Below are 22,505 nucleotides of genomic sequence, written 5' to 3'. Positions count from 1 at the left end.
CAGCAGAGCAGAAGCTATTGAAATCAAACACTTTTTCGTCAGAGACCTCGCATGACCAAGCCGATCTTCCCCGCCGTCACGCCCCCGACCGTGCTTCGTCGCCCCTGGAGCGACACACGTCACGGCATCACCCGGGAAGACGATTTGGCTTGGCTGCGGGCCGACAACTGGCAAGACGTGTTCCGCGATCCGACCTTGCTCGATCCGGCGATCCGCACGCATCTGGAGGCTGAAACGGCCTATCAAACCGCAATGATGGCGGAGACGGCAGCGCTTCGCGAAGCGCTGTTCAAGGAAATGCGCGGCCGCATCAAGGAAGACGATCAATCCGTGCCCATGAAGGACGGACCCTTCGCTTACGGCTCATCCTATGTGCTGGGCGGCGAACAGCCCCGCTACTTCCGCACGCCTCGCGAAGGCGGCGAGCAGGTGATCCTGCTCGATGGCGACAAGGAAGCCGCCGACCGCGCTTATTTCCACCTCGGCGGCGTCGACCATTCGCCCGACCATAACAGCCTGCTGTGGGGCTATGACGACAAGGGTTCGGAATTCTACGCGCTGCGCGTGCGCAACCTCGATGACGGACAGGATCTCGACGAACTCGTGCCGGATACCGGCGGCGAAGGTGTCTGGACGGCTGGAAGTGACGGCTTCTTCTACACGCGCCTCGATGCCAATCATCGACCGTCGCGCGTCTTCCATCACGCAATCGGCACATCGGCCGAAACCGACCGGATGATCTTCGAGGAAGAGGATCCGGGCTTCTTCGTGGGTGTGGGCGGAACGCGCGACAACAAATGGATCATGATCTCGATCCACGATCACGAGACGTCCGAATACCGCATCTTCCCGGCCGATGATGCGAGTGCCGAGCCCAAGCTGGTGGCGGCCCGCGAGACCGGCATGCAATATGATCTGGAAGAAGGCGGCGATGTCTTCTTCATCCTGACCAATGCCGACGGCGCCAAGGATTTCAAGATCATGGAAGCGCCCGTTGAGAATCCGATTCGGGAGAACTGGCGCGAACTCGTGCCGCACGAGCCCGGTCGACTTATTCTGTCGGTCGAATCCTTCCGCGACTTCCTCGTCTGGCTCGAGCGCAAGGACGGACTGCCGCGCATCGTCGTGCGCGAGCGTTCAACCGGCGAAGAGCATCGCATCGCCTTTGACGAGGAAGCCTATTCGCTGGGGCTCGGCGGTTCGCTGGAATATGACACGGACACGATCCGCTTTTCCTACTCCTCGATGACCACGCCGTCGCAGCTGTTCGACTACAATATGCGCACGCGCGAACGCACGCTGTTAAAGACGCAGGAAGTGCCGTCCGGCCACAACCCCGACGATTACGTCACGCGCCGGCTGATGGCGCCGGCTCCCGATGGCGAGCTCGTGCCGGTATCGCTGCTCTACCATCGTGACACGAAACTGGATGGCTCCGCGCCCTGCCTGCTTTACGGCTATGGCTCCTACGGCATCACCATCCCCGCCAGCTTCAACACCAACTGCCTGTCGCTGGTGGATCGTGGCTTCGTTTATGCCATCGCCCATATTCGCGGCGGCAAGGACAAGGGCTATGCCTGGTACGAGAACGGCAAGCGCGCCGCCAAGCAGAACACCTTCACCGACTTCATCGCAGCCGCAAAGCACCTCGTTGCGGAAGGCTACACCAGCCATGACCGCATCGTTGCGCAAGGCGGATCCGCCGGTGGCATGCTGATGGGCGCCGTTGCCAATCTCGCGCCGGACGCGTTTGGCGGCATCATCGCCGAAGTGCCCTTTGTCGACGTGCTCTCAACCATGCTCGACGACACGCTGCCGCTGACCCCGCCGGAATGGCCGGAATGGGGCAATCCGATCACGTCGGAAGCGGACTACAAGGCGATTGCTGCCTATTCGCCCTATGACAATGTCGGTGCGCACCCCTACCCACCAATCCTGGCGGTGGCGGGCCTCACCGATCCGCGTGTGACCTATTGGGAACCGGCCAAGTGGGTGGCTCGGCTGCGCGAGCACTCGACCTCCGACAATCCCGTGCTGTTCCGTATCAACATGGATGCCGGCCATGCCGGTGCTTCGGGCCGGTTCTCGCGGCTGGAGGAGATCGCCTATTCCTATGCCTTTGCGCTGAAGGTGACGGGCAAGGACGCAACCAGCGGCTGATATCGCTGCGCGGATGAGCAACCATCCGCGCCTTCAATACTTCTGTGTCTGGTTCCCTGCCGCGGCTGCCCAGCCGCTCTCCCGAAAGTCGTTGCATGTCCCAGCCGCCGCACGCCACCTCGCCGCAGCAACCCTACGAGCGGCGCTGGCTGATGTTGATCATTCTGCTGCTCGCCGGCTTCATGAACCTCATCGACGTGAACATCGTGAACGTCGCTTTGCCTAGCCTGCAGCGCAACCTGCAGGCTTCGCCCAGCCAGATCGAATGGGTGGTCGCGGCTTACATCCTCGCCTTTGCGATCGGACTTCTGCCGTTCGGGCGGCTTGGCGATCGGATCGGTCGAAAGCGGATGTTCCTGATCGGCGTGTTTGGCTTTACGCTGTTCTCCGCGCTCTGCGGCATGGCGCCGTCGATCAACTGGTTGGTCGTGGCGCGCGCTTTGCAGGGCTTTTCCGGTGCGATGATGATGCCGCAGGTGCTGGCGATCGTCACGGTGACGTTCCCGCCCAATGAACGTGGCGCGGCCTTTTCCTTCTTTGGATTAAGCGCAGGGCTGGCATCCGTAGCAGGTCCGCTTGCCGGCGGCTTGCTGATAAACGCCAACATTGCCGGGCTTGACTGGCGGCCGATCTTCCTCGTCAACATTCCCGTCGGCATAGTCGCGCTGATCGCCGCGCAGATCGTGGTGCCGCGCTTGCCCGGCGACCGCAGCATCAAGAATGATGCGGTCGGCACGCTGCTGGCCGGCGCCTCCGTTCTGCTGATCATCTTCGCGCTGATCGAAGGTCGCGGCTTCGGTTGGCCGACCTGGATCTTCGGCCTCATCGTTCTGGCGGTGTTGGGATTCGGCTGCTTCTTTTTCTATGAGCACCGGCGCGAAGCAGCGGACAAGGCTCAGCTTTTGCCGGCGCATCTCCTGTCCAATAGCAATTACATGCTGGGCGGGCTGATGGTCGTGCTGTTCTTTTCCGGCGTGGCCGGCTTCTTCATGGTTCTGGCGCTTCTTCTGCAAAGCGGGCTGGGGTTCACGCCACTGCAATCGGGCCTCACCACCATTCCCTTCCCCGTCGGCGTGTTGCTGATCTCGCTGGTCAACAATCGCTTGGGCGGTCGCTTCCTGCGCCAGCGTGTGGCGACCGGCACGACGCTTCTGGTTTGCTCCATGCTGTGGCTGCGCTTCGTCATTCCTGATGTCACCAGCTTTGCCGATCACTGGACCATCGCGCCGGCCTTGTTTCTTGGCGGTTTGGGGCTAGGCGGCACGATCTCGTCTCTGTTCCAGAGCGTGCTCGCCAATGTTCCGCCACGCGATGCGGGTTCAGGCTCCGGCGCCCTGCAGTCGTTTCAGCAGATGGGCGCTGCGTTCGGCGTGGCGATCGTTGGCCAGATCTTCTTCACCATGCTGGATGCAAACGGTGCGGGTGCTGGCGACAAGGTCGCCTATATCGACGCCATGCGCACCGCGATCTTCTACGAGTTCGCGGCCTTCGGCAGCGTGGCGCTGCTGGTGTTCTTCCTCAAGGCGCCGGCCCAACAGGAGCGCGGCTCTTCGCACGCTCATGTCGTCGCCGATTGATCAGCGCGCCGGGTAGCCGTTCGGCCTGCCTGGGATGGCTTTGAGATAGGCAGCGATCGCCTCGCGATCCTCGGCGCGCAGTTGCGCGAGGTTCTTTTGCACCTCAACCATCGACCCGCCGACCGAGTCGAAGTCAGGCGTGAAGCCGGTCTCGAAGTAGTTCACGAGATCGGCTTCGGACCAACCGCCCACCGCGCCATCCGGCGTAATGTTGGGGATGCGGCCCTCGCCTTCAGCCGCGACGGCACCCGCGAGCCACTGGTTCTTGATCGAGCCGCCAGTGGCATCCCGCGGGGTATGACATTCACCGCAGTGGCCGGGACCTTCCACCAGATATTGCCCGAGCCGCACCTGCTCGGAGGCCTCGTCGCCAAGCGCAACGACCGGCTCGTCGCTGAGATTGACCTGCTTCCAAAGCCCCAAGCCACGGCGCATGTTGAACGGGAAGCCCACTTCATTCGGCGGTGCCTTGCCCGCAACGGCTGGCGTGGTTTTCAGGAAGGCGTAGAGGTCAGCGATGTCGCCGGGCTCCATGCGGGCATAGGACGTATAGGGAAAGGCTGGGTACAGATGCGTGCCATCCGGCGTCACGCCCTTCATCATGGCATTCGCCAAATCTTCCACCGACCAACTGCCGATGCCGTCCGTCGGATGCTGCGAGATGTTCGGCGCAACGAAGGTGCCGAAAGCGGTCGCGAGCTTTACGCCGCCGGGCAATTGGAGCAGCGCATCGCCTTCTGAGCCTGGCTTGGCGTGGCACGACGCGCAGCCGGCCGCAAAGAAGATGCGGCGGCCGGCTTCCGCGTCGCCGGTGTCGAGCGCGGCCACCGTCTCTGCCGACACGCGCTGCGGCGCGGACAGGACCCAGCCGGTTCCCGCCGCAACGACGCCCAGTCCGACAAGCGTCAGGCCGATCTTGGCTGGCCATCTCACGACAAGATCACTTCTTGACGCGATAGTTCTGGTGGCAGGAACCGCAGTTGGCCGTCACGGTGCGAAACTGCGCCTGGAACGCCGCGAGATCCTGCGGATCTTCCGCAACCGCAGCAGCCGTATCGGTCTGGTATTTGGCGATCAGCGTCTTGAAGCCGGGGCGATCTTCCCAGATCTTCGGTGAGGCTTCGGTGTCGCCGCCGGTCTGCGTGCCGTCCGGGAACAGCGTGTCGGCATCGAGCTTCTTGGCATCAGCCGCCATGGTCGCGAACGCCGCCTTTACGGCTGCGGCGTCAAACGGTTGCTCGCCCTTGGCGATCTTGGCCACCGAACCGACGGCGCGGCCCATGTCCTTCATGAGCGCCTGGCGGTCGGCGATGGGGTCTGCGTGAGCCATTCCAAACGACATGGCCAGCAAACTAGCGGTGAGTACGATCTTCTTCATCCATTCCTCCGAGATGATCGACAGTCCCTGAGACGCAACATGCACGACGCAGATGAAAAGTCGCGGACAAACAAGTGTGAGAACGATGCCGTGTTCATGAACACAGCGTTCAATGATGCGCGGGCGCACAAAGAAAAAGCCCCGCCGAAGCGGGGCTTTCACAAACCAACCGAACCGATATCAGGCCGAAGCGGCTTCGTAGCGCTCCAGGACGTAGTCCCAGTTGATGAGGTTATCGACGAAGGCTTCGAGGTACTTCGGACGGGCATTGCGGTAGTCGATGTAATAGGAGTGTTCCCACACATCGACGCCGAGGATCGGCGTGCCGCCGTGAACCAGCGGGTTTTCGCCGTTCGGGGTTTTGCTGATCTCGAGCTTGCCGTCCTTCAACGACACCCAGGCCCAGCCCGAACCAAACTGGCCCTTGCCGGCTTCGATAAGGTCGTTGCGGAACTTGTCGTAGCCGCCGAGATCGCTGTCGAAGGCGGTCTGCAGCTTACCCGGCAGGCTCTTGCCGCCGCCGTCCTTCTTCAGCCACTTCCAGAAATGGATGTGGTTGTAGTGCTGGGCGGCGTTGTTGAAGAGCGGCTGATCCTTGCCATAGGACGCCTTGACGATCTCTTCCACCGACTTGTCGGCGAGACCGGCCTTTTCAGCCAGCGTGTTGCCCGTGTCGACATAAGCCTTGTGGTGCTTGTCGTGGTGGTACTCCAGCGTTTCCGCCGACATGTACGGCGCAAGCGCGTCGTAGGCGTATGGAAGCTCGGGAAGTTGGAAGGCCATTGGACAATCTCCCTAATGAAATGGCTGTGCGGATACAGGTGAAACATAGGCAGCATCACTTTGATGACAACGCATCACCCGTGACGAGGTATAAAATTCCACGACGTCATGCCGTTGTGGAATGCGCCCACTCCCAGTAAAGCTCGCGCGCTTTCTTGGCGACAGGGCCCGGCTGGAAGTTCTTGTCTTCGACCTTCACGATCGGCACGACCTTGGAATGGTTGCCGGTCGAAAAGACCTCGTCCGCATCCACGAAATCGGCGACTTTGAGCGATTTCTCGACGACCTCGTAGCCGGCCTCGCGCAGAAGCGTGATGTTGCGCATGCGGGTGATGCCGGACAGGAAGCTGCCGTTCGGCACCGGCGTGTAAACAACGCCGTCCTTGACCATGAACACGTTGGATGTGCCGGTCTCCGCGACATTGCCGAGCATGTCGAGCACCAGCGCATTGTCGAAGCCGCGTGAGCGCGCTTCGAGAATGGCGCGGCCATTGTTGGGGTAAAGGCAGCCGGCCTTGGCGTTGGTCGGCATGGTTTCGAGCGATGGCCGGCGGAACGGCGACTGCGTGACCGAGAAGCCGCTTGGCGGCAGCATGGGCGATTCGTAGAGCGACAGGAGGAAGCGCGTCGATTCCGGATCGGCCGTGACGCCCATATAGCCGCCATCTTCGGCCCAATACATCGGGCGGATATAAACGGCCGTGTTGCCGTCGAACTTTTTCAAGCCGTCCTTCGTGATGCCGAGGATCTCGTCGGCGTTCATCGTCGCCTTCATACCGAGATTGACCGCCGAGACGTTGACGCGTGCGGCATGCAGATCGAGATCGGGCGCCACGCCCTCGAACCAGCGCGCGCCATCAAAGACGGATGACGCCATCCACATCGCATGGGTTTGCGGCCCGACGATCATCGGGTTGCCTTCGATCCAGTCGCCGTCGAGATAGGTCCAGGTCTTGGTCTTGGTGGGCTTGCTTTCGGTCATGTCCTTGGCGCTCTCACGAGTCGTTTCGTGCGGGCACAAAGGACCTTCTTTAGAAAGGCGTCAACCACCTGAAAGCCGCCGGATAGTGGTCCAGCATGGCTCAAGCAGCCGGACCATCAAACACCGCTGCTTGACGCGGGCTGATCTTAGGCCAATGCATCATTCAAGACGATCCGGACCAGACCATGCCCTTCTCTCATTATGTCTTCGATGCCTACGGCACCCTGTTCGACGTGCATGCCGCCGTGCGCCGCCATGTTGCTGAAATGGGCCCGGACAGCCAGCTCTTTTCGGATCTTTGGCGCGCCAAACAGCTGGAATATTCCTGGGTGCGGACTCTGATGGGTGCCTATCAGGATTTCTGGGCGCTCACCGAACAGGCGCTGGATCATACCTTTGCGCGCGTGCCGAGCGCGGATCGATCGCTACGCCAGAAACTGCTCGACGCCTACTGGACGCTGGATTGTTATCCGGAAGTGCCGAACGTGTTGCGCAGCCTTAAGGCATCAGGCGCGCGCATTGCGATCCTCTCCAACGGTTCACCGGCAATGCTTGCTTCCGCCGTGCGCTCGGCCGCGCTGGACGACATCATCGATGACGTGTTTTCCGTGGATGCAATCGGCCGCTTCAAGACCGATCCCGGCGTGTACGATCTCGTCACGACGCAATGGCGGCTTTATCCCGATGCCGTGTCGTTCCAGTCATCCAACCGCTGGGATGTTGCGGGTGCCACCAAGTTCGGCTTCCGGACGGTGTGGATCAACCGCGCCAACATGCCGGACGAGTATTTCGACCTGAAGCCGACGCTGATCCTGCCGGACCTGAACGGCTTGAGCGGCGCGTAGATCTGGCATCCATGTTGTTGCCAATTGGGCACAGTAGTGGCGGAGTTTGACAGCGGACGTTGAAATTCCACGGTTCTGCCGGATTTCTTAAGCCAGTCACGTGTTCTTGCATTGAAAGCCAATCGCCATCGGTGCCCCTGGCTTTGCGTTGAGTTGAAAAGGCAGATCCCACGTCTATGTCCGTTCACCACCCGTCCGACCGTCTCGACCGGCGCCGCTTCCTCATGGGTACCGGTGTGCTCGCGGCGTCCTCGTTCCTGGCATCCTGCGCAACCCGCATCGGGCCTGTTGATCAGGTCGTCGAGCTTGCGCCTGCCGAGCCGAGCTACGAAACCTCGAACTACGCTTCCATGTACGGACCGGTGTATGACGAAGGGTTCGAAATTCCGGCGATCCCTTATGAGAAGATCGACCCGCAATTTTACCGCCAGATCGTGCCCAATCCGACGGGCGAGCGTCCGGGCACGGTCGTCGTCGATACAAACGGGCACTTCCTGTATTACACGATGCCCAACGGCCAGGCGATGCGCTACGGCGTCGGCTTGGGACGCGAAGGTTTCGCATGGTCGGGCACGGGCGTGATCCAGTGGAAGAAAAAGTGGCCGCATTGGAAGCCGCCGGCAGAGATGATCGCGCGCCAGCCCGAGCTTGAACCCTACAGCATCGAGAACGGCGGCATGCCGCCCGGTCTGAGGAACCCGCTCGGCGCCCGTGCCCTCTACATCTTCCAGAACGGCCAAGACACGCTTTACCGTCTGCACGGCTCGCCGGAATGGGCTTCCATCGGCCGCAACGTATCATCAGGCTGCGTGCGCATGATGAACCAGGACGTGATCGACCTGTATGATCGCGTGCCCAGCGGCACGCCGATCGTGGTGATGTGAAGCTTCCATGCTTTAGTAGAAGAGCCCCGGCATGCCGGGGCTTTTTTGTTAGAAGCCGCGCTTCAGGCCACCAAGAATGCCACGCACCAATGCGCGTCCGATGGAGGATCCTGCCGAGCGCACCACTGATTTAATGGCGGCTTCCGCGACCGTCTGGCGGTTGGATGCGCGCGGCGCGCGGGGGCGTGGTGCGCTGTTGTCGTAGCCAGTGCGCGTGCGGCGCTTCGGAGCTGCTTCTTCCGGCTGCTTGTTTCGGCCGAAATCCGGCAGCGTCCATTTGGTGCCACCCTCTTCCGCCTGCGCCTTTTCTTCCTGCTCGGCAGCATCGCTGGCTCGCTTCTGCAGGACTTCGAAAGCCGACTCGCGATCGATCGCCTCATCATATTGGCCGGCGACGGGACTCCTCGCGATCAGGTCGCTGCGCTCTTGCGAGGTCACCGGGCCGACACGCCCCGAAGGCGGCCGGATCAGCGTGCGCTGGACGATCGAAGGCACGGCCTTGGCTTCCAGCACCGAAACCAGCGCCTCGCCAACGCCGAGCTGTGTAATGGCAGTGGCGCAGTCGAAATCCGGGTTGGGACGGAAGGTTTCGGCCGCCGTTCGCACCGCCTTTTGCTCGCGCGGCGTGTAAGCGCGCAGCGCGTGCTGGATGCGATTGCCAAGCTGCGCCAGCACGCTTTCGGGAATGTCGAGCGGGTTCTGGGTTACAAAGAAAACGCCGACGCCCTTGGAGCGGATCAGCCGAACGACCTGCTCGACGCGATCCACCAGCACCTTCGGCGCTTCGTCGAACAGGAGATGCGCCTCGTCGAAGAAGAAGACGAGCTTCGGCTTGTCCACGTCGCCGACCTCCGGCAGTTCCTCGAACAGTTCCGACAGGAGCCATAGAAGGAAGGTCGCGTACAAACGCGGGTTCATCATCAGCTTGTCGGCGGCCAGAACGTTGACGGCGCCCCGGCCATCCTGCGTGGTGCGCATCAGATCCTGGATGCGCAAAGCGGGCTCGCCGAAGAAGTGGTTGCCGCCCTGCTGTTCCAGCACCAGCAGCGCGCGCTGGATGGCGCCGACGGAAGCCTTGCTGACATTGCCGTAGCGCCCGCCGATCTCCTTGGAGCGCTCGGCAATATCGGCCAGCAGCGCCTGCAGGTCCTTCATGTCGAGCAGCAGCAGGCCCTCATCGTCGGCGATCTTGAAGGCGATGTTCATGATGCCTTCCTGCGCTTCCGAAAGGTTCATCAGCCGCGACAGAAGCAGCGGTCCCATTTCGGAAACGGTGGCGCGGATCGGATGGCCCTGTTCGCCGAACAGGTCCCAGAAGATCACTGGAAACGCGGCGTTTTCGTAAGGAGTCAGCCGCACTTCTTCAGCGCGCCTGAGGAGGAAATCCTGCGGCGTGCCCTTCATCGCAATGCCGGACAGATCACCCTTGATGTCGGCGCAGAACACCGGCACGCCGGCCTTGGAAAAACCCTCGGCCAGAACCTGCAACGTCACCGTCTTGCCGGTGCCCGTCGCGCCCGTCACCAAACCGTGGCGGTTGCCGTAACGCAGCAGCAACTCTTCCGACTCCTGATAGCTGTCATCCGGCTTGCGGCTTGCGCCGAGAAAGATCGTTTCAGCAGCCCACATGAAAGCCAAGTCCCTCGATCCAATCAGTCTGTCTGTCATCCTATAGTCAGCCTGATGTGCCACCACAATCAGGCTGGTAGCCGAGCCTTTGCACTTGCAAGCCGCTCGTTCGAACGCCAAGAACCTAACAAGCGTTCGGTTGATTGATTGCGCGGCTTTTGATTGCGGGCTTTGCGCGCGTGCCCTAGATTTCGGGTCACGAATATACGGGGAGTGAGAATGAACTACGGCTCGATCAGGCAGGCTGCGTTTCCCGACCCTTCGTTGGAAGCCTGGCGCACCCTTGCGGAAAAGGCGTTGAAGGGCGCTGTCTTCGAGGAAACGCTCGTGTCGCATAGCGACGACGGCTTCCGCATCGAGCCGCTTTATACTCGCGCCGAGCCGCATCTTTTGCCGCGCGCCAATCCCGCCAAGCCATGGACCGTCGTGCAGCGCATCGACGATGTGGATCCCGTTCGCGCCAACAAGCAGGCACTGGACGATATCGCTCAAGGCGCGACCGGCCTTGCGCTGGTGTTCGAAGGTGCGCCGAACGCTTTCGGCTACGGCTTGCCTGCGACACCGGAAGCACTGGCAACCGCGTTGGAAGGCGTGCCGCTGAACAAGATCCACCTGCGCATCGACGTGCATCCGCAAACGCGCATGTCGGTGGACTGGCTGGTCGAGCATCTGACCCGCAAGTCGGTCGATCCAGCCAAGCTCGACATCGCGCTCGGGCTCGATCCGGCCGCCATCTTCGGCGGCACGGGACGGCTGCGCATGTCGATCGAGGCGCTTGCGGCCTCCATGCCCCCTTCGCTCGCCCATTTCTTCGACATGGGTATCCCGGCGATCCTGATCGAGGCCGACGGCCGCGTTTATCACAATGCCGGCGCCAGCGAGGCCCAGGAGCTTGGCGCCATTCTGGCCGCCGCCGTGTCGCATCTCAGGATGATCGAGGCCAACCGCCAGCCGCTGCAGCACACCGTGCCGTATCTCGGCTTCGCGCTCTCGGTGGATCAGGATCAGCTTCTGTCCATCGCCAAGATCCGCGCGCTGCGCCAGCTCTGGACCCGCGTGCAGGAGCTTTCCGGCGTAGCACCGCGGCCAGCCAAGATTCATGCCGAGACCTCCTACCGCATGATGGCGTTCAAGGATTGCGAGACAAATATCCTGCGCACCACCATCGCCGCGTTTGCGGGCGCTATCGGTGGCGCGGACAGCCTGTCGATCCTGCCGCACACCATCACCCACGGTCTGCCGGAAGGCTTCGCCCGGCGTATTGCACGCAACACGCAGCTGATCCTGGCCGGCGAAAGCAAGCTCGACTTCGTGGTCGATCCGGCCGCCGGTTCGGGCGCGATCGAGGCGCTGACGGAAGAGCTGTGCCAGGCCGCGTGGGCCGAGTTCCAGGCGATCGAAGCTGAAGGCGGCATTCTGCAGAGCCTGAAGGACAACAAGCTGCAGGCCCGCATCAAGGCGACGGCGGATGCACGCGGCGACGCCATTCGCGGCGGCAAGCGCGAGGTGATCGGCACCACGCTTTACCCCGTCAAGGCCGAGCGTCCCGTGCAGATTATCCGAGCCGAAAGGCGCGCCGGCCTGACGGAAGGCGCAGTGTTCTGCGACCAGCTTTCGCCTCTCTTCCTCGAGCGCCTTGCGGGAGACGCCCTATGATCCCGGATTTCACCAAGCACGGGTGGTCAACTCCCGTCGCCACGCCCTCACGCGTCAAGGACGAGAACTGGACCACGCCTGAGGGCATCACGGTCAAGCGCGCTTATGGCGCCGACGACCTCGCCCGCCTGTCTTACCTCGACACCATGCCCGGCATCGCGCCGTTTATCCGCGGTCCCTACCCGACGATGTATGTCCAGCAGCCCTGGACTGTCCGGCAATATGCCGGCTTCTCGACGGCCGAAGAGTCCAACGCCTTCTACCGCCGCAACCTCGCTGCCGGCCAAAAAGGCCTGTCAGTCGCCTTCGATCTCGCCACCCATCGTGGCTATGACTCGGATCATCCGCGCGTCGCCGGCGATGTCGGCATGGCAGGCGTGGCGATCGATTCCATCCTCGACATGCGCCAGCTGTTCGACGGCATTCCGCTCGACAAGATGACGGTGTCGATGACCATGAACGGCGCAGTGCTGCCGATCATGGCGCTTTATATCGTGGCGGCCGAGGAACAGGGCGTTTCGCAAAAGAACCTCGCCGGGACCATCCAGAACGACATCCTCAAGGAGTTCATGGTCCGCAACACCTATATCTATCCGCCGAAACCTTCGCTCAGGATCATCTCGGACATCTTCGCCTACACGTCGAAGCATATGCCGAAGTTCAACTCGATCTCTATTTCCGGCTACCATATGCAGGAAGCCGGTGCGACCGCCGACCTTGAGCTCGCTTACACGATCGCCGACGGCATCGAGTATGCCCGCGCCGGTGTTGCGGCCGGCCTCGACATCGATCATTTCGCGCCGCGCCTGTCCTTCTTCTGGGCGATCGGCATGAACTTCTTCATGGAAGTCGCCAAGATGCGCGCCGCTCGCCTGATATGGGCAGCACTCATGCAGAAGAATTTCGCGCCCAAGGACCAGCGTTCGCTCTCCTTGCGCACCCACTGCCAAACTTCCGGCTGGTCGCTGACGGCGCAGGACCCCTACAACAACATCATGCGCACCATGATCGAGGCGATGGCGGCGACGCAGGGCCATACCCAGTCGCTCCACACCAACGCTTTCGACGAGGCGCTGGCGTTGCCGACCGACCATTCCGCGCGCATCGCCCGCAACACGCAGCTTCTGCTGCAAAAGGAATCCGGCACTACCCGCGTCATCGATCCGTGGGGCGGCTCGGCCTATGTCGAGCGCCTGACGCATGAGCTCGTCACCAAGGCGCTCGCCCATATTGAGGAAGTCGAAACGCTCGGCGGCATGGCCAATGCCGTGGAAAAGGGCATTCCGAAGCTGCGCATCGAAGAAGCCGCCGCCCGCACGCAGGCGCGCATCGACGGCGGCGAGCAGGCCCTAATCGGCGTCAACACATTCCAGCCGGAAACCGACATCGAAGTCGACGTCCTTAAGATCGACAACGCCGAAGTCCGCGCCCGCCAGCTGTCCAAGCTGCAACAGCTGAAAGGCACGCGCGATGTTCAGGCCGTCGAGGAAGCCTTAGACGCGCTGACTAAAGCCGCACAGCGCGACGGCAACCTGCTCGAATTTGCCGTACGCGCCGCCCGTGCCAAGGCGACCGTCGGCGAAATCTCGCTGGCGCTTGAAAAGACCTTCGGCCGCCATGCAGCGGTCGTTCAGACCATTTCCGGCGTTTACAAGAAGGAGATCGGCCAGAACCCGGTGGTTGATCGCGTTCAGCAGAAGGTCGAGCAGTTCGCCAAGAAGACCGGCGAAAAGCCACGCATCTTGGTCGCCAAGATGGGCCAAGACGGCCATGATCGCGGCCAGAAGGTCATCGCAACAGCCTTCGGCGACCTCGGCTTCGACGTCACCGTCGGCGCGATGTTCCAGACGCCGGAAGAGATCGCCAAGTTGGCCGTGGAGCACGACGTTCACATCGTCGGCGCCTCTTCGCTCGCGGCCGGCCACCTCACGTTGATCCCCGAACTACGCGAAGCGCTGCATCGTCTCGGCCGCGAGGATATGATCATCGTCGCTGGCGGCGTGATCCCGCCGCAGGATTTCGAGGCCGTACGGCAAGCTGGCGCCAGCGAGATCTTCCCGCCGGGTACGGTGATACCGGATGCAGCGGATCGGTTAATGGATGCGCTGCTTGCGTGAGTTGTAACTGATGTTGCAACTTCGAACGATCTAGGTTATACAGATGTTATAACTTGGATTGCTCCGATGGTAGATGATCAAACGCATTTCGACTTGCAGATGGAAGCTGCTCGGCGCTGCATGGATCAGTATGCTGGCGCTCTCAGCAAGCTCGGGGAGATCGAACGCCTTGAGAAAGGAACGCAGATGAACATCACGGTTCGCAAGATCGGCAATTCCGAAGGGGTTATCCTGCCGAAGGAGATGCTCGAGCATTTGAATGTTCACGCCGGAGACACTTTGGCGGTTGTTCAAGAGCAGGGTGAACTGCGCCTTCGCCGGCTCGAAGATGATCCGGAAGAGTTCGAGCGCAAGATGAAGGTCGCACGTGAGCGGATGCGCAAATATGAGACGGCCTATCGCGCGCTCGCGAAATGACTGCGTTTCACGACCGGCAGTTTATCGAGACCATGCATGCCGAACAGCTTCGCCTCCATGGTGGAGCGACCGGGCTGCGCGATGAGGGCATGCTTGAGTCGGCCCTCGCGCGCCCCTTGCAGAAGGCGGCTTACGGCGAGCCGGACCTGTTCGAGCTGGCCGCTGCATACCTCTTTGGGCTTGTGAAGAACCATCCGTTTATCGACGGTAACAAGCGCATTGCACTGGCGGCGGCCGATACGTTCCTTGTGTTCAATGGCCAGAGCGTCGAAACAACGTCCGAGGACCTTGTCCAACTCGTCTTGCTGACCGCCGATGGCACGATCAGCGAAGAGGGCGTTGCGGACTTTCTGCGTGATGTGAGTCAGCCCTTCGGCTGAACCCTTACTCCAGCCCCACAATCTCCCACTCGCGCCCGTTCACGACCGCCGCCTCGCCAATCCCCTTGCCGAACAGCGCCCGTGCCATGGGCGAAACATGGCTGATCGAGCCCTTCGACGGATCGGCCTCGTCCTCGCCGACGATGCGCCAACGCGCCTGTTTGCCGTCTTCGTCTTCAAGCGACACCGTCATGCCGAAGCGCACGATCTCGCTGCCCTTTTCCGGCGGCACGAGTTCCGCCGTTTCGCGCCGCGACAGCCAATAACGCAGGTCGCGCGCGAGCACGGCGATGCGCGTCTTGTCGCCCTCGCCTTCGGCAGCCTTGAGGTCGCTGCGCAGCGTTGCGATCTCATTGTCGATCGCGGCCAGACCTCCGGGCGTCCCAAGGTTGCGATGCGCACTGACCGGACGCTCGCCGAGCTCTGCGATGGCGTTTTCGTTGGTTTCTTCGCGGGTAAAGGCTCTGCTCATGATTGCAAGCTAGGCTCGTCCCGACGCCCATGCAACTGCCGCGGGATCGCCGCCGATGCTGAACCGACGCCATCTTCTCGCCAGTGGACTGGCCGGCCTGCCAGTGTTTGCCGGGATGCAGACAGCTGCGGCGAAAACCCAAGCTAGCGCATCAAAGGGACTGCGGCCCGGCGTGTCCGCCGACCAGAGCGCAGCTTTGCAGGGGTTGATCGATCAAGCGTCCGAGCGCAACGAACCCGTTGTCCTGTCGCCCGGCAGCTATATCGCAGCCAACCTCACCCTACCGCGCCGCCTGCGCCTGATCGGCGTTCCGGGTGCGACGCGCATCATCTATGGCGGCGGCGGCCATCTGTTGTACGGGTCGGATCTCGAGCATGTCGAGCTGACCGGCGTCGCCTTCGATGGCGCGGGCTTATGGCTCGGTGATGAGATCAAGGCGCTGCTGGATTTCCGCCGGCCGGGCGCGCTGCTGATCGACCGATGCGAGATCCTGAACAGCGCCAAGACCGGTCTCGCGCTGGAAGGGGCTGCCGGCCGCGTCGAGCGCAGCACGATCAGCAACGCCACCGAATACGCGCTTTACTCGGTCCAGGCGCGCGGGCTGACGATCAACGGCAACACGATTTCCGACTGCAGCGACGGCGGCATCCTCGTGCATCGCTGGGAGCCGGGCGAGGACGGTACAATTGTTTTCGACAATCAGGTCAACCGCATCGGGGCAAAGAGCGGCGGTACCGGGCAGTTCGGCAACGGCATCAATCTTTATCGCGCGCATACGGTCACCGTCACGGACAACAAGGTTGCAGACTGCGCCTTTTCCGCAATCCGCGCCAATGCTGCGAGCAACGCAATTATCACCAGCAACAGTTGCCTGCGTTCGGGCGAAACGGCGCTTTATGTCGAGTTCGAGTTCGAAGGCGCGGTGATCGGCAACAACATCGTGGACGGCGCGGCCAACGGCATTTCGGTCGTCAACTTCAATCTCGGCGGCCGCATGGCGACCGTCACCGGCAACATCGTGCGTAATCTGTCGACGACCGGCCCCTACCCCGGCGATCCACCCGGCTTCGGCATCGGGATCGCGGTGGAAGCCGACACGGCGGTGACCGGCAATGTCGTTGAGAACGCTCCGCTTTTTGGCATCAACATTGGCTGGGGCGAGTTCATGCGGAACGTGACTGCCACGGGCAACACGATCCAGGATGCCGGCATCGGCATCTCAGTCTCGGTAGTGGATGGAACAGGAAGCGCCGTGATCAGCAATAATGTGCTGTCACAGGTGCGCAATGGTGCGATCGTCGGCCATCGCTGGACGGAGCGGGCAACGGATGATCTTGCTACCGCGTCGGATCAGCCCTTCGCCAATCTGACGATCGCGAACAACCAGGTGAATTGAAGCAGACCGAACCGGAGTCAACCTTCGCTCAACTGGCGCATCGACCAGGGTTGTCCAGCCGCATCGCGCTTGGCCGACCAGCCGGGAGGAAGGTCGGATATGTCGTGGAGGTCGGGGTGGCGATCCACAACAGTCGACATCGCCACCAGAAGTGCCGTCGCATCATCCGGTTCTGACCCGTCCAGAAAGGCCCAGGAATGGTCGTCTTCGTAATGCGTGACGACCAGAACAGGCTGTCCGTCAACCACAGACCGACAGGTTATGCAGGCAACGTTGCGGGGCTGATCGAACGTCCAACCCGTCATTGGAACGCCTCCGGAGTGCGGATGCCGCCGACGGTGATGCCGTTCCAGTTCTTGAACACGGGATTGGCCATTGCCTTCAGCTTAGGCGCAAGATCTTCGTCGCCGCGCAGCAGCATTTCGAGCAGCCGCGCCACGATCGCTTCGGCGGCACGGGCGGCGCCGTCGTCGCATTTCAGGGCAAATCCGATCCCAAGTTCCGGAATTGCGCCGCAAAACACCCCTTCCGCACCGATTTTTACCATGATCCTGCCGGTTCCGGCCTGCATCAGCGCCGTGTCTGCCCGGTCTGTTCCGGCAACCAGAAACGGCTCGGCCATGCAGGCTGTGAACAGTCGTTTGGCGGCGGAGGCACGCTGGGGACCTAAGCCCTCGCCGGTAGCCATGCTGGCGAAGCCGAGAGCAAGGCTTTCGAGCGGCACGGCATAGGTCGGGATGGAGCAGCCGTCAGTGCCGCGATGGGCGGGATCATGTTTGGCGCCGGTGACGCTTTCCATCGCGTCGCGCACCATCTCCTGCAGCCGGTGTTCGGCCGTCACATAGCCGGTGGGGTCGATGCCTTCATGGACACAGGTGCACAGGAAGCCGGAATGTTTGCCGGAGCAGTTGTTGTGCAGCTGGTTGGGTTTCTTGCCGCTGGCGGCGAGGTCGAGGGAGGCCTGCTGCCGGCTCGGCCAATGCGTGCCGCATTCCATGTTGGCTTCGCTCAAGCCCGCGCGCTCCAGCATGCTTTGCGCGAGGGCCGCATGTTCCGGTTCGCCGTTGTGGGACGCGCAGGCAAGCGCCAATTCGCGATTGCCAAAGCCGTAAGCGTCAGCCGCACCCGATTCCACGAAGGGCAGCGCCTGGATCGACTTGACGGCCGAGCGTGGGAAGATGGGGGTTTCGACGTCGCCGAGCGCCATGATCTTCCCGCCCGATGCGTCGCATACCACCACCGAGCCACGATGGCGGCTTTCCACCTGATCACCGCGCAGCACTTCCGCCAGAACCGGATTTGTCATTATCTCACCAATGTGATCGCGAAAGCCTCGCAGGCTTCCTACATAGAGGGTGTTCCCCGTTCCGAGGCTTACCCGCTGCATGGCTGTTCTGAAAGCCGTTGTTCTCTTCATCCTGCTCGTCTTCATCCTGCCCACGGCCGCAACCACGGTTTGGTGGATGCTGCAGGAGCGTCCGAATTCCTGGCGCTCGGCCGATTGGTCGGCGAGCGGCGTGCTGCCTGTGGTCAAGGATGCTGACGACGCAGCCGTTTATGTCATGGCCGCACGCCTCGGCGGCTTGAAGGGCGCGATCTCCGTTCACAGCTGGATCGTCACCAAGGAAAAGGGTGCGCCGCGCTACAACCGCTATGACGTGGTGGGCTGGGGCAATCCTGTACGCCGCAACGGCTACCCCGCCGATGGCCGCTGGTATTCCAACGAGCCGGTGATCATGCATGCCGTGACGGGCCGGCAAGCCGAGGCGCTGATCCCGCGGGTGGAAGCGGCGGTGAATGCCTATCCTTATTCGCGCGCGGGCGATTACGTGGTGTGGCCCGGCCCGAACTCCAACTCCTTCGTGGCCTGGGTACTCCGCCAAGTGCCGGAGATCGGCGCGCGCATGCCGCCGAATGCAACGGGCCGCGATTACGCGCCGGGCTTCTTCGACATTGCCTGGTCGCCGAAGACCCGGGACTTACATGTCACGCTTGGCGGCTTCGTTGGGTTAGCGGTCGGCGCGACGTCCGGATTTGAACTGCACTTCCTCGGCGTGGTTGCGGGCATCGATGTCACCGAGCCGGCCATCAAGATCCCGGCCTTCGGCCGCGTGGACGCATCGATCCTCGGTTGAACCAAACGATGGTCACAAGACCATCATGGATCCTTCATCACGCCATCAAGGAGGAGTGAGAAACAGGTTTCAGCGAAAGCCTTTGTCGATTCGCTGATCGAGAGAGCCACCTGATGCTCGTTGCCGCCGCTCTTTTTCTCTTCTTCGCCCTGCCGGTTCTTATACGGCTGATGTGGTGGTGCCGGCGAAGCCAATGGGCGTTCTGGGACGGGCAGGATTGCAGCGCGACCGGCCTCCTGCCTGACGCCGAAAGCAGCTCGAACGCCGCCATCTACATCTTGAGCGCCCGTACATCCGGCCTCAAGGGCGCGCTGGCCCGCCATTCCTGGATCGTGATCCGCAAGCCCGGGGAACGCTCCTATGATCGCTACGACAAGATGGGCTGGGGTGAGGTCATCTGGAAGAACGGCTTCCCGGCCGATGGCCTCTGGTTCTCCAACCCGCCGGTGGTCGAACGTGCCGTGGAAGGTTCGGTTGCAGCTCGGCTGATCCCAGCCGTGGAAGCCGCCATCGCCTCTTACCCTTACGCCGAGCAGGGCAATTACTGTGCCTGGCCCGGCCCCAACTCGAACTCTTTCATCGCCCATATCCTGCGTGCCGCACCCGAACTCGGCCGCCTGCCGATCACAGCGATCGGCCGCGACTTCCATCCACGCAGCATAGCCGGCTGGCACCCGGCGCACCGCTGTTTCGAGATAAACCTGCGCGGGCTTCTAGGCTTTGCGATCGGATTGCGCTTTCTCGAAATCCGGCTACTCGGCTTGGTGGGCGGGATCGACCTTGACCGCCGCTCAATCCTCGTTCCTGCCGTGGGCGCGATCCCCATAGCCTTGCCTCGGGTGAGCGCGCCACAGTTGCTCGCGCGACGCGAAGACGCAGCGGAATACTTCGACTCCGAGCCTGCTTGATTGACCAGTCAATAAAAGATAAATCCGAGCGATGCCAAAGCTCGGAATGGAACCTGTGCGGCGCCGTGCCCTGATCGACGCGACCATCGCGGCGATTGGCGATGCTGGTACGCTTGATGTCACCATGTCCGATATCGCCGGCCGCGCGGGTGTGTCGTCGGCGCTGGCCTTCCACTATTTCGGCGGCAAGGACGACCTGCTGCTTGCCACGATGCGGCATATTCTGGCGGAACTTGCCGCCGATGCTCGCATGGCCCTGAAGAGCGCAGAGACGCCGCGAGCGCGGTTGTCCGCCATTCTCGACGTCAACTTCTCGGCCAAGCAGTTCCGGCCTGAGATCATCGCGGCATGGCTGGCCTTTTATGTGGAAGCGCAGCGTTCCGAGCCACTGCGCCGCCTGCTGCGCATCTATGCCGGCCGGCTTCATTCCAACCTGATGAGCGGGCTCTCAGCACTGCTTCCGCGCGAGCAGGCGCTGACGGCTGCCGAAGGCATAGCTGCGCTGATCGATGGGCTTTATATCCGCCGCGCGCTGAAACAGGGCACGCCTGATGCGGCATCCGCGATCGCGCTCGTCGAAGACTACCTTTCCGCCAAACTCCCATAAGGGTCCCGCACAGCATGAGCCGGCCGAACATCCTCATCATCATGGTCGACCAGTTGAACGGGACCTTCTTTCCCGATGGTCCCGCCGACTTCCTGCATGCGCCGAACCTTAAACGCCTGGCGGCCCGCTCCGCGCGCTTTCGCAACAACTATACGGCCTCACCCCTTTGCGCGCCCGGCCGCGCCGCCTTCATGAGCGGCCAGCTGCCATCGCGCACCGGCGTTTACGACAACGCCGCCGAGTTCCCCTCCTCGATCCCGACTTACGCGCACCACCTGCGCGCCTCCGGCTATTACACCGCGCTGTCGGGCAAGATGCACTTCGTCGGACCCGACCAGATGCATGGCTTCGAGGACCGGCTGACCACCGACATCTATCCCGCAGATTTCGGCTGGACGCCGGACTACCGCAAGCCCGGCGAGCGCATCGACTGGTGGTATCACAATCTCGGTTCGGTAACCGGTTCGGGCGTGGCCGAGATCACCAACCAGATGGAATATGACGACGAGGTCTGCTTTCACGCGGTCCAGAAGCTTTATGATCTCAGCCGCACCTCGGACGATGCTTCCGCCCGGCCGTGGTGCCTGACGGTCTCCTTCACCCATCCGCATGACCCCTATGTCGCACGCAAACAGTATTGGGACCTTTACGAGGACTGCGCGCATCTGGAGCCGGAGGTCGGCTTCATTCCTTACGATGAGCAGGACCCGCATTCGCAGCGGCTCTACCATGCCAGCGACTACCCCGCTTTCGATGTGACGGCCGAGGACATCCGCCGCTCGCGGCGCGGCTATTTTGCCAGCATCTCCTATATCGACGACAAGGTGGGCGAGCTGATTTCCGTGCTCGAGCGCACCCGCATGGCCGAGAACACGCTGATCCTGTTCTGCTCGGACCATGGCGACATGCTTGGCGAGCGCGGCCTGTGGTTCAAGATGAACTTCTACGAGGGCTCCGCGCGCGTGCCCTTCATGATTGCCGGCAAGGGTGTCGCGCCGGGTTTGATCGAAGCGCCGGTATCCAACCTCGACATTCTGCCGACGCTTGCCGACCTCGCCGGCCTCGACCTGTCCGGCATTGCCGAATGGACCGACGGGCAATCCGTTCTGCCGCTGACACGAGGTGAGAGCCGTTCCGAGCCGGTGCTGATGGAATATGCGGCCGAGGGTTCCTATGCGCCGATGGTGGCGATCCGCGACGGTCGCTTCAAGTTCGTGCATTGCCAGATCGACCCGCCGCAGCTGTTCGATCTCCAGTCCGATCCGCAGGAACTGACCAACCTCGCCGCCGATACCGCTTATGCGACCGAGGTCGAGCGCTTTATGACCTTCGTGCGCAGCCGGTGGGACATGGCGCGCTTCGATGCCGATGTGCGCGCCAGCCAGGCGCGGCGCTGGGTGATCTATCCCGCGCTGCGCAACGGCGCCTACTACCCCTGGGAATACCAGCCGCTGCAGAAGGCGTCGGAGCGCTACATGCGCAACCACATGGATCTCAACGTGCTCGAAGAGAGCAAGCGCTTTCCGCGAGGCGAATGATCATGATCACCCTGCACGGCCGCGCCACCTCGTCCAACGTCCAGATGGTCGCCTGGACCCTGACCGAACTTGGACTGTCCTTCGAACGCCTCGATGTCGGCGGTGCTTTCGGCGGCAACGACACGCCCGAATTCTTGGCAATGAACCCGAACGGCTATGTGCCTGTGCTGGAGATCGACGGATTGATCCTGTGGGAAAGTGCGGCGATCGTCCGCTATCTCGCAGCGAAGTACGGCGACGAGACCTTTTGGCCAAGCGATCCCGCAAAACGCGCGCCGGTCGACAAGTGGGCGGAGTGGATCAAGACCACCTTCGTATCGGCGCTGCTGACCGGCGTGTTCTGGCCGATCATCAGCACAAAACCGGGCGAGCCGCTGCCGGCCAGCTTGGATGACGGCATTGTTAAGCTGAAGGACGTGGCCGCGATCCTGGAAACCGGCGTGCCAGCCGAGGGCTATTTCGGCGGCGCTGATGTGTGCTTCGCCGACATGGTGATCGGCACCTACCTGTTCCGCTATTTCGATCTCCCAATCGAGCGCGCGGAGGCGCCAAAGCTGCGCGCTTATTACGAGCGCCTGACAAAGCGGCCGGCCTATGCCGAACACGTCATGGTCAGCTACGACACTCTGCGGGCGAAGTGA

The 22,505-nt window shown here is 62.2% G+C and carries 22 protein-coding genes; 14 read left to right on the top strand and 8 right to left on the bottom strand.

Features of this window, described 5'->3' with window-relative positions; all coding sequences use genetic code 11:
- The first annotated feature begins 51 nt into the window (after positions 1–51).
- Together IE166_RS01760 and IE166_RS01755 are read left to right on the top strand one after the other, a co-directional pair.
- Positions 52–2,160 (top strand): S9 family peptidase, encoded by a 2,109-nt coding sequence (locus tag IE166_RS01760; RefSeq protein ID WP_189501277.1) that lies wholly within the window; start codon positions 52–54, stop codon positions 2,158–2,160.
- A gap of 95 nt (positions 2,161–2,255) precedes the next feature.
- A complete protein-coding gene (locus IE166_RS01755) occupies positions 2,256–3,737 on the top strand; it encodes an MFS transporter (RefSeq protein ID WP_244641288.1) in 1,482 nt (493 codons plus the stop codon).
- Here IE166_RS01755 and IE166_RS01750 read toward each other — a convergent pair whose 3' ends face one another.
- From IE166_RS01750 to IE166_RS01735, 4 genes are all read right to left on the bottom strand, one after another.
- Entirely contained in the window at positions 3,738–4,670 is a 933-nt protein-coding gene (locus IE166_RS01750) for a cytochrome c (RefSeq protein WP_189501275.1), read from the bottom strand.
- A gap of 7 nt (positions 4,671–4,677) precedes the next feature.
- Positions 4,678–5,115 carry a c-type cytochrome gene (locus tag IE166_RS01745; protein WP_189501273.1) on the bottom strand — a complete coding sequence of 146 codons (438 nt, stop codon included), beginning with the start codon at positions 5,113–5,115 and terminating at the stop codon, positions 4,678–4,680.
- 180 nt (positions 5,116–5,295) lie between these two features.
- Entirely contained in the window at positions 5,296–5,898 is a 603-nt protein-coding gene (locus IE166_RS01740) for a superoxide dismutase (protein WP_189501271.1), read from the bottom strand.
- A 106-nt stretch (positions 5,899–6,004) separates the two neighbouring features.
- Complete coding sequence (locus IE166_RS01735) at positions 6,005–6,880, bottom strand: branched-chain amino acid aminotransferase (RefSeq protein WP_189501269.1); 876 nt, start codon at positions 6,878–6,880, stop codon at positions 6,005–6,007.
- Between the two features lie 185 nt (positions 6,881–7,065).
- On the opposite strand from IE166_RS01735, the gene IE166_RS01730 reads away from it, so the two are divergent.
- Together IE166_RS01730 and IE166_RS01725 are read left to right on the top strand one after the other, a co-directional pair.
- Positions 7,066–7,725 (top strand): haloacid dehalogenase type II, encoded by a 660-nt coding sequence (locus tag IE166_RS01730; RefSeq protein WP_189501267.1) that lies wholly within the window; start codon positions 7,066–7,068, stop codon positions 7,723–7,725.
- Positions 7,726–7,901: 176 nt separating this feature from the next.
- Positions 7,902–8,609: a L,D-transpeptidase gene (locus IE166_RS01725; RefSeq protein WP_189501265.1), complete on the top strand. Its 708-nt coding sequence runs from the start codon at positions 7,902–7,904 to the stop codon at positions 8,607–8,609.
- Positions 8,610–8,657: 48 nt separating this feature from the next.
- Here IE166_RS01725 and IE166_RS01720 read toward each other — a convergent pair whose 3' ends face one another.
- Positions 8,658–10,238, bottom strand: coding sequence for a helicase HerA-like C-terminal domain-containing protein (locus tag IE166_RS01720; RefSeq protein WP_189503176.1), 1,581 nt, complete (start codon positions 10,236–10,238; stop codon positions 8,658–8,660).
- 219 nt (positions 10,239–10,457) lie between these two features.
- On the opposite strand from IE166_RS01720, the gene IE166_RS01715 reads away from it, so the two are divergent.
- The 4 genes from IE166_RS01715 (at position 10,458) to IE166_RS01700 (ending at position 14,808) form a co-directional block, all read left to right on the top strand.
- Positions 10,458–11,894, top strand: a complete 1,437-nt coding sequence (locus tag IE166_RS01715; protein ID WP_189501263.1) for a methylmalonyl-CoA mutase family protein — start codon at positions 10,458–10,460, stop codon at positions 11,892–11,894.
- On the top strand, positions 11,891–14,011 hold the full coding sequence (gene scpA, locus IE166_RS01710) for a methylmalonyl-CoA mutase (protein WP_189501261.1): 2,121 nt from the start codon (positions 11,891–11,893) through the stop codon (positions 14,009–14,011). Before IE166_RS01715 ends, scpA begins: the two co-directional genes overlap by 4 nt.
- Positions 14,012–14,197: 186 nt before the next feature.
- Positions 14,198–14,428 (top strand): AbrB/MazE/SpoVT family DNA-binding domain-containing protein, encoded by a 231-nt coding sequence (locus IE166_RS01705; protein WP_189503175.1) that lies wholly within the window; start codon positions 14,198–14,200, stop codon positions 14,426–14,428.
- A complete protein-coding gene (locus tag IE166_RS01700) occupies positions 14,425–14,808 on the top strand; it encodes a type II toxin-antitoxin system death-on-curing family toxin (RefSeq protein WP_189501259.1) in 384 nt (127 codons plus the stop codon). The genes IE166_RS01705 and IE166_RS01700 overlap by 4 nt, the downstream gene beginning before the upstream one ends.
- Before the next feature lie 4 nt (positions 14,809–14,812).
- Here the strand turns inward: IE166_RS01700 and greA are convergent, their stop codons facing one another.
- Positions 14,813–15,280, bottom strand: a complete 468-nt coding sequence (gene greA / locus IE166_RS01695; RefSeq protein WP_189501258.1) for a transcription elongation factor GreA — start codon at positions 15,278–15,280, stop codon at positions 14,813–14,815.
- Between the two features lie 55 nt (positions 15,281–15,335).
- On the opposite strand from greA, the gene IE166_RS01690 reads away from it, so the two are divergent.
- A complete protein-coding gene (locus IE166_RS01690; RefSeq protein ID WP_189501256.1) occupies positions 15,336–16,676 on the top strand; it encodes a TIGR03808 family TAT-translocated repetitive protein in 1,341 nt (446 codons plus the stop codon).
- 17 nt (positions 16,677–16,693) lie between these two features.
- On the opposite strand, the gene IE166_RS01685 is transcribed toward IE166_RS01690, so the two are convergent.
- Positions 16,694–16,981: a hypothetical protein gene (locus IE166_RS01685; protein ID WP_189501254.1), complete on the bottom strand. Its 288-nt coding sequence runs from the start codon at positions 16,979–16,981 to the stop codon at positions 16,694–16,696.
- The gene (locus tag IE166_RS01680; RefSeq protein ID WP_189501252.1) at positions 16,978–17,982 is read right to left on the bottom strand and encodes an asparaginase; all 1,005 of its coding nucleotides are present in this window, start codon (positions 17,980–17,982) and stop codon (positions 16,978–16,980) included. Before IE166_RS01680 ends, IE166_RS01685 begins: the two co-directional genes overlap by 4 nt.
- A gap of 79 nt (positions 17,983–18,061) precedes the next feature.
- On the opposite strand from IE166_RS01680, the gene IE166_RS01675 reads away from it, so the two are divergent.
- The 5 genes from IE166_RS01675 (at position 18,062) to IE166_RS01655 (ending at position 22,505) form a co-directional block, all read left to right on the top strand.
- Positions 18,062–18,811 carry a DUF3750 domain-containing protein gene (locus IE166_RS01675; protein WP_189501250.1) on the top strand — a complete coding sequence of 250 codons (750 nt, stop codon included), beginning with the start codon at positions 18,062–18,064 and terminating at the stop codon, positions 18,809–18,811.
- Positions 18,812–18,924: 113 nt separating this feature from the next.
- A complete protein-coding gene (locus IE166_RS01670; protein WP_189501248.1) occupies positions 18,925–19,719 on the top strand; it encodes a DUF3750 domain-containing protein in 795 nt (264 codons plus the stop codon).
- 31 nt (positions 19,720–19,750) lie between these two features.
- Positions 19,751–20,326, top strand: a complete 576-nt coding sequence (betI, locus tag IE166_RS01665; RefSeq protein WP_189501246.1) for a choline-binding transcriptional repressor BetI — start codon at positions 19,751–19,753, stop codon at positions 20,324–20,326.
- Between the two features lie 14 nt (positions 20,327–20,340).
- Positions 20,341–21,864, top strand: coding sequence for a choline-sulfatase (gene betC / locus IE166_RS01660; RefSeq protein WP_189501243.1), 1,524 nt, complete (start codon positions 20,341–20,343; stop codon positions 21,862–21,864).
- A 2-nt stretch (positions 21,865–21,866) separates the two neighbouring features.
- A complete protein-coding gene (locus tag IE166_RS01655) occupies positions 21,867–22,505 on the top strand; it encodes a glutathione S-transferase family protein (RefSeq protein ID WP_189501241.1) in 639 nt (212 codons plus the stop codon).

The organism is Tianweitania populi (assembly GCF_014652875.1).
Classification (GTDB): Bacteria; Pseudomonadota; Alphaproteobacteria; order Rhizobiales; family Rhizobiaceae; genus Tianweitania; species Tianweitania populi.
Note: the sequence above shows the minus strand (reverse complement) of the source record. Positions and strands in the feature narration are given on the sequence as shown.

Bases quoted from the DNA above. Each gene is read 5' to 3' on its own strand.
- IE166_RS01760 (WP_189501277.1), top strand. From the start codon at position 52: ATGACCAAGCCGATCTTCCCCGCCGTCACGCCCCCGACCGTGCTTCGT.
- IE166_RS01755 (WP_244641288.1), top strand. From the start codon at position 2,256: ATGTCCCAGCCGCCGCACGCCACCTCGCCGCAGCAACCCTACGAGCGG.
- IE166_RS01745 (WP_189501273.1), bottom strand. From the start codon at position 5,115: ATGAAGAAGATCGTACTCACCGCTAGTTTGCTGGCCATGTCGTTTGGA.
- IE166_RS01740 (WP_189501271.1), bottom strand. From the start codon at position 5,898: ATGGCCTTCCAACTTCCCGAGCTTCCATACGCCTACGACGCGCTTGCG.
- IE166_RS01735 (WP_189501269.1), bottom strand. From the start codon at position 6,880: ATGACCGAAAGCAAGCCCACCAAGACCAAGACCTGGACCTATCTCGAC.
- IE166_RS01730 (WP_189501267.1), top strand. From the start codon at position 7,066: ATGCCCTTCTCTCATTATGTCTTCGATGCCTACGGCACCCTGTTCGAC.
- IE166_RS01725 (WP_189501265.1), top strand. From the start codon at position 7,902: ATGTCCGTTCACCACCCGTCCGACCGTCTCGACCGGCGCCGCTTCCTC.
- IE166_RS01720 (WP_189503176.1), bottom strand. From the start codon at position 10,238: ATGTGGGCTGCTGAAACGATCTTTCTCGGCGCAAGCCGCAAGCCGGAT.
- IE166_RS01715 (WP_189501263.1), top strand. From the start codon at position 10,458: ATGAACTACGGCTCGATCAGGCAGGCTGCGTTTCCCGACCCTTCGTTG.
- scpA (WP_189501261.1), top strand. From the start codon at position 11,891: ATGATCCCGGATTTCACCAAGCACGGGTGGTCAACTCCCGTCGCCACG.
- IE166_RS01705 (WP_189503175.1), top strand. From the start codon at position 14,198: ATGAACATCACGGTTCGCAAGATCGGCAATTCCGAAGGGGTTATCCTG.
- IE166_RS01700 (WP_189501259.1), top strand. From the start codon at position 14,425: ATGACTGCGTTTCACGACCGGCAGTTTATCGAGACCATGCATGCCGAA.
- greA (WP_189501258.1), bottom strand. From the start codon at position 15,280: ATGAGCAGAGCCTTTACCCGCGAAGAAACCAACGAAAACGCCATCGCA.
- IE166_RS01690 (WP_189501256.1), top strand. From the start codon at position 15,336: ATGCTGAACCGACGCCATCTTCTCGCCAGTGGACTGGCCGGCCTGCCA.
- IE166_RS01685 (WP_189501254.1), bottom strand. From the start codon at position 16,981: ATGACGGGTTGGACGTTCGATCAGCCCCGCAACGTTGCCTGCATAACC.
- IE166_RS01680 (WP_189501252.1), bottom strand. From the start codon at position 17,982: ATGACAAATCCGGTTCTGGCGGAAGTGCTGCGCGGTGATCAGGTGGAA.
- IE166_RS01675 (WP_189501250.1), top strand. From the start codon at position 18,062: ATGGCTGTTCTGAAAGCCGTTGTTCTCTTCATCCTGCTCGTCTTCATC.
- IE166_RS01670 (WP_189501248.1), top strand. From the start codon at position 18,925: ATGCTCGTTGCCGCCGCTCTTTTTCTCTTCTTCGCCCTGCCGGTTCTT.
- betI (WP_189501246.1), top strand. From the start codon at position 19,751: ATGCCAAAGCTCGGAATGGAACCTGTGCGGCGCCGTGCCCTGATCGAC.
- betC (WP_189501243.1), top strand. From the start codon at position 20,341: ATGAGCCGGCCGAACATCCTCATCATCATGGTCGACCAGTTGAACGGG.
- IE166_RS01655 (WP_189501241.1), top strand. From the start codon at position 21,867: ATGATCACCCTGCACGGCCGCGCCACCTCGTCCAACGTCCAGATGGTC.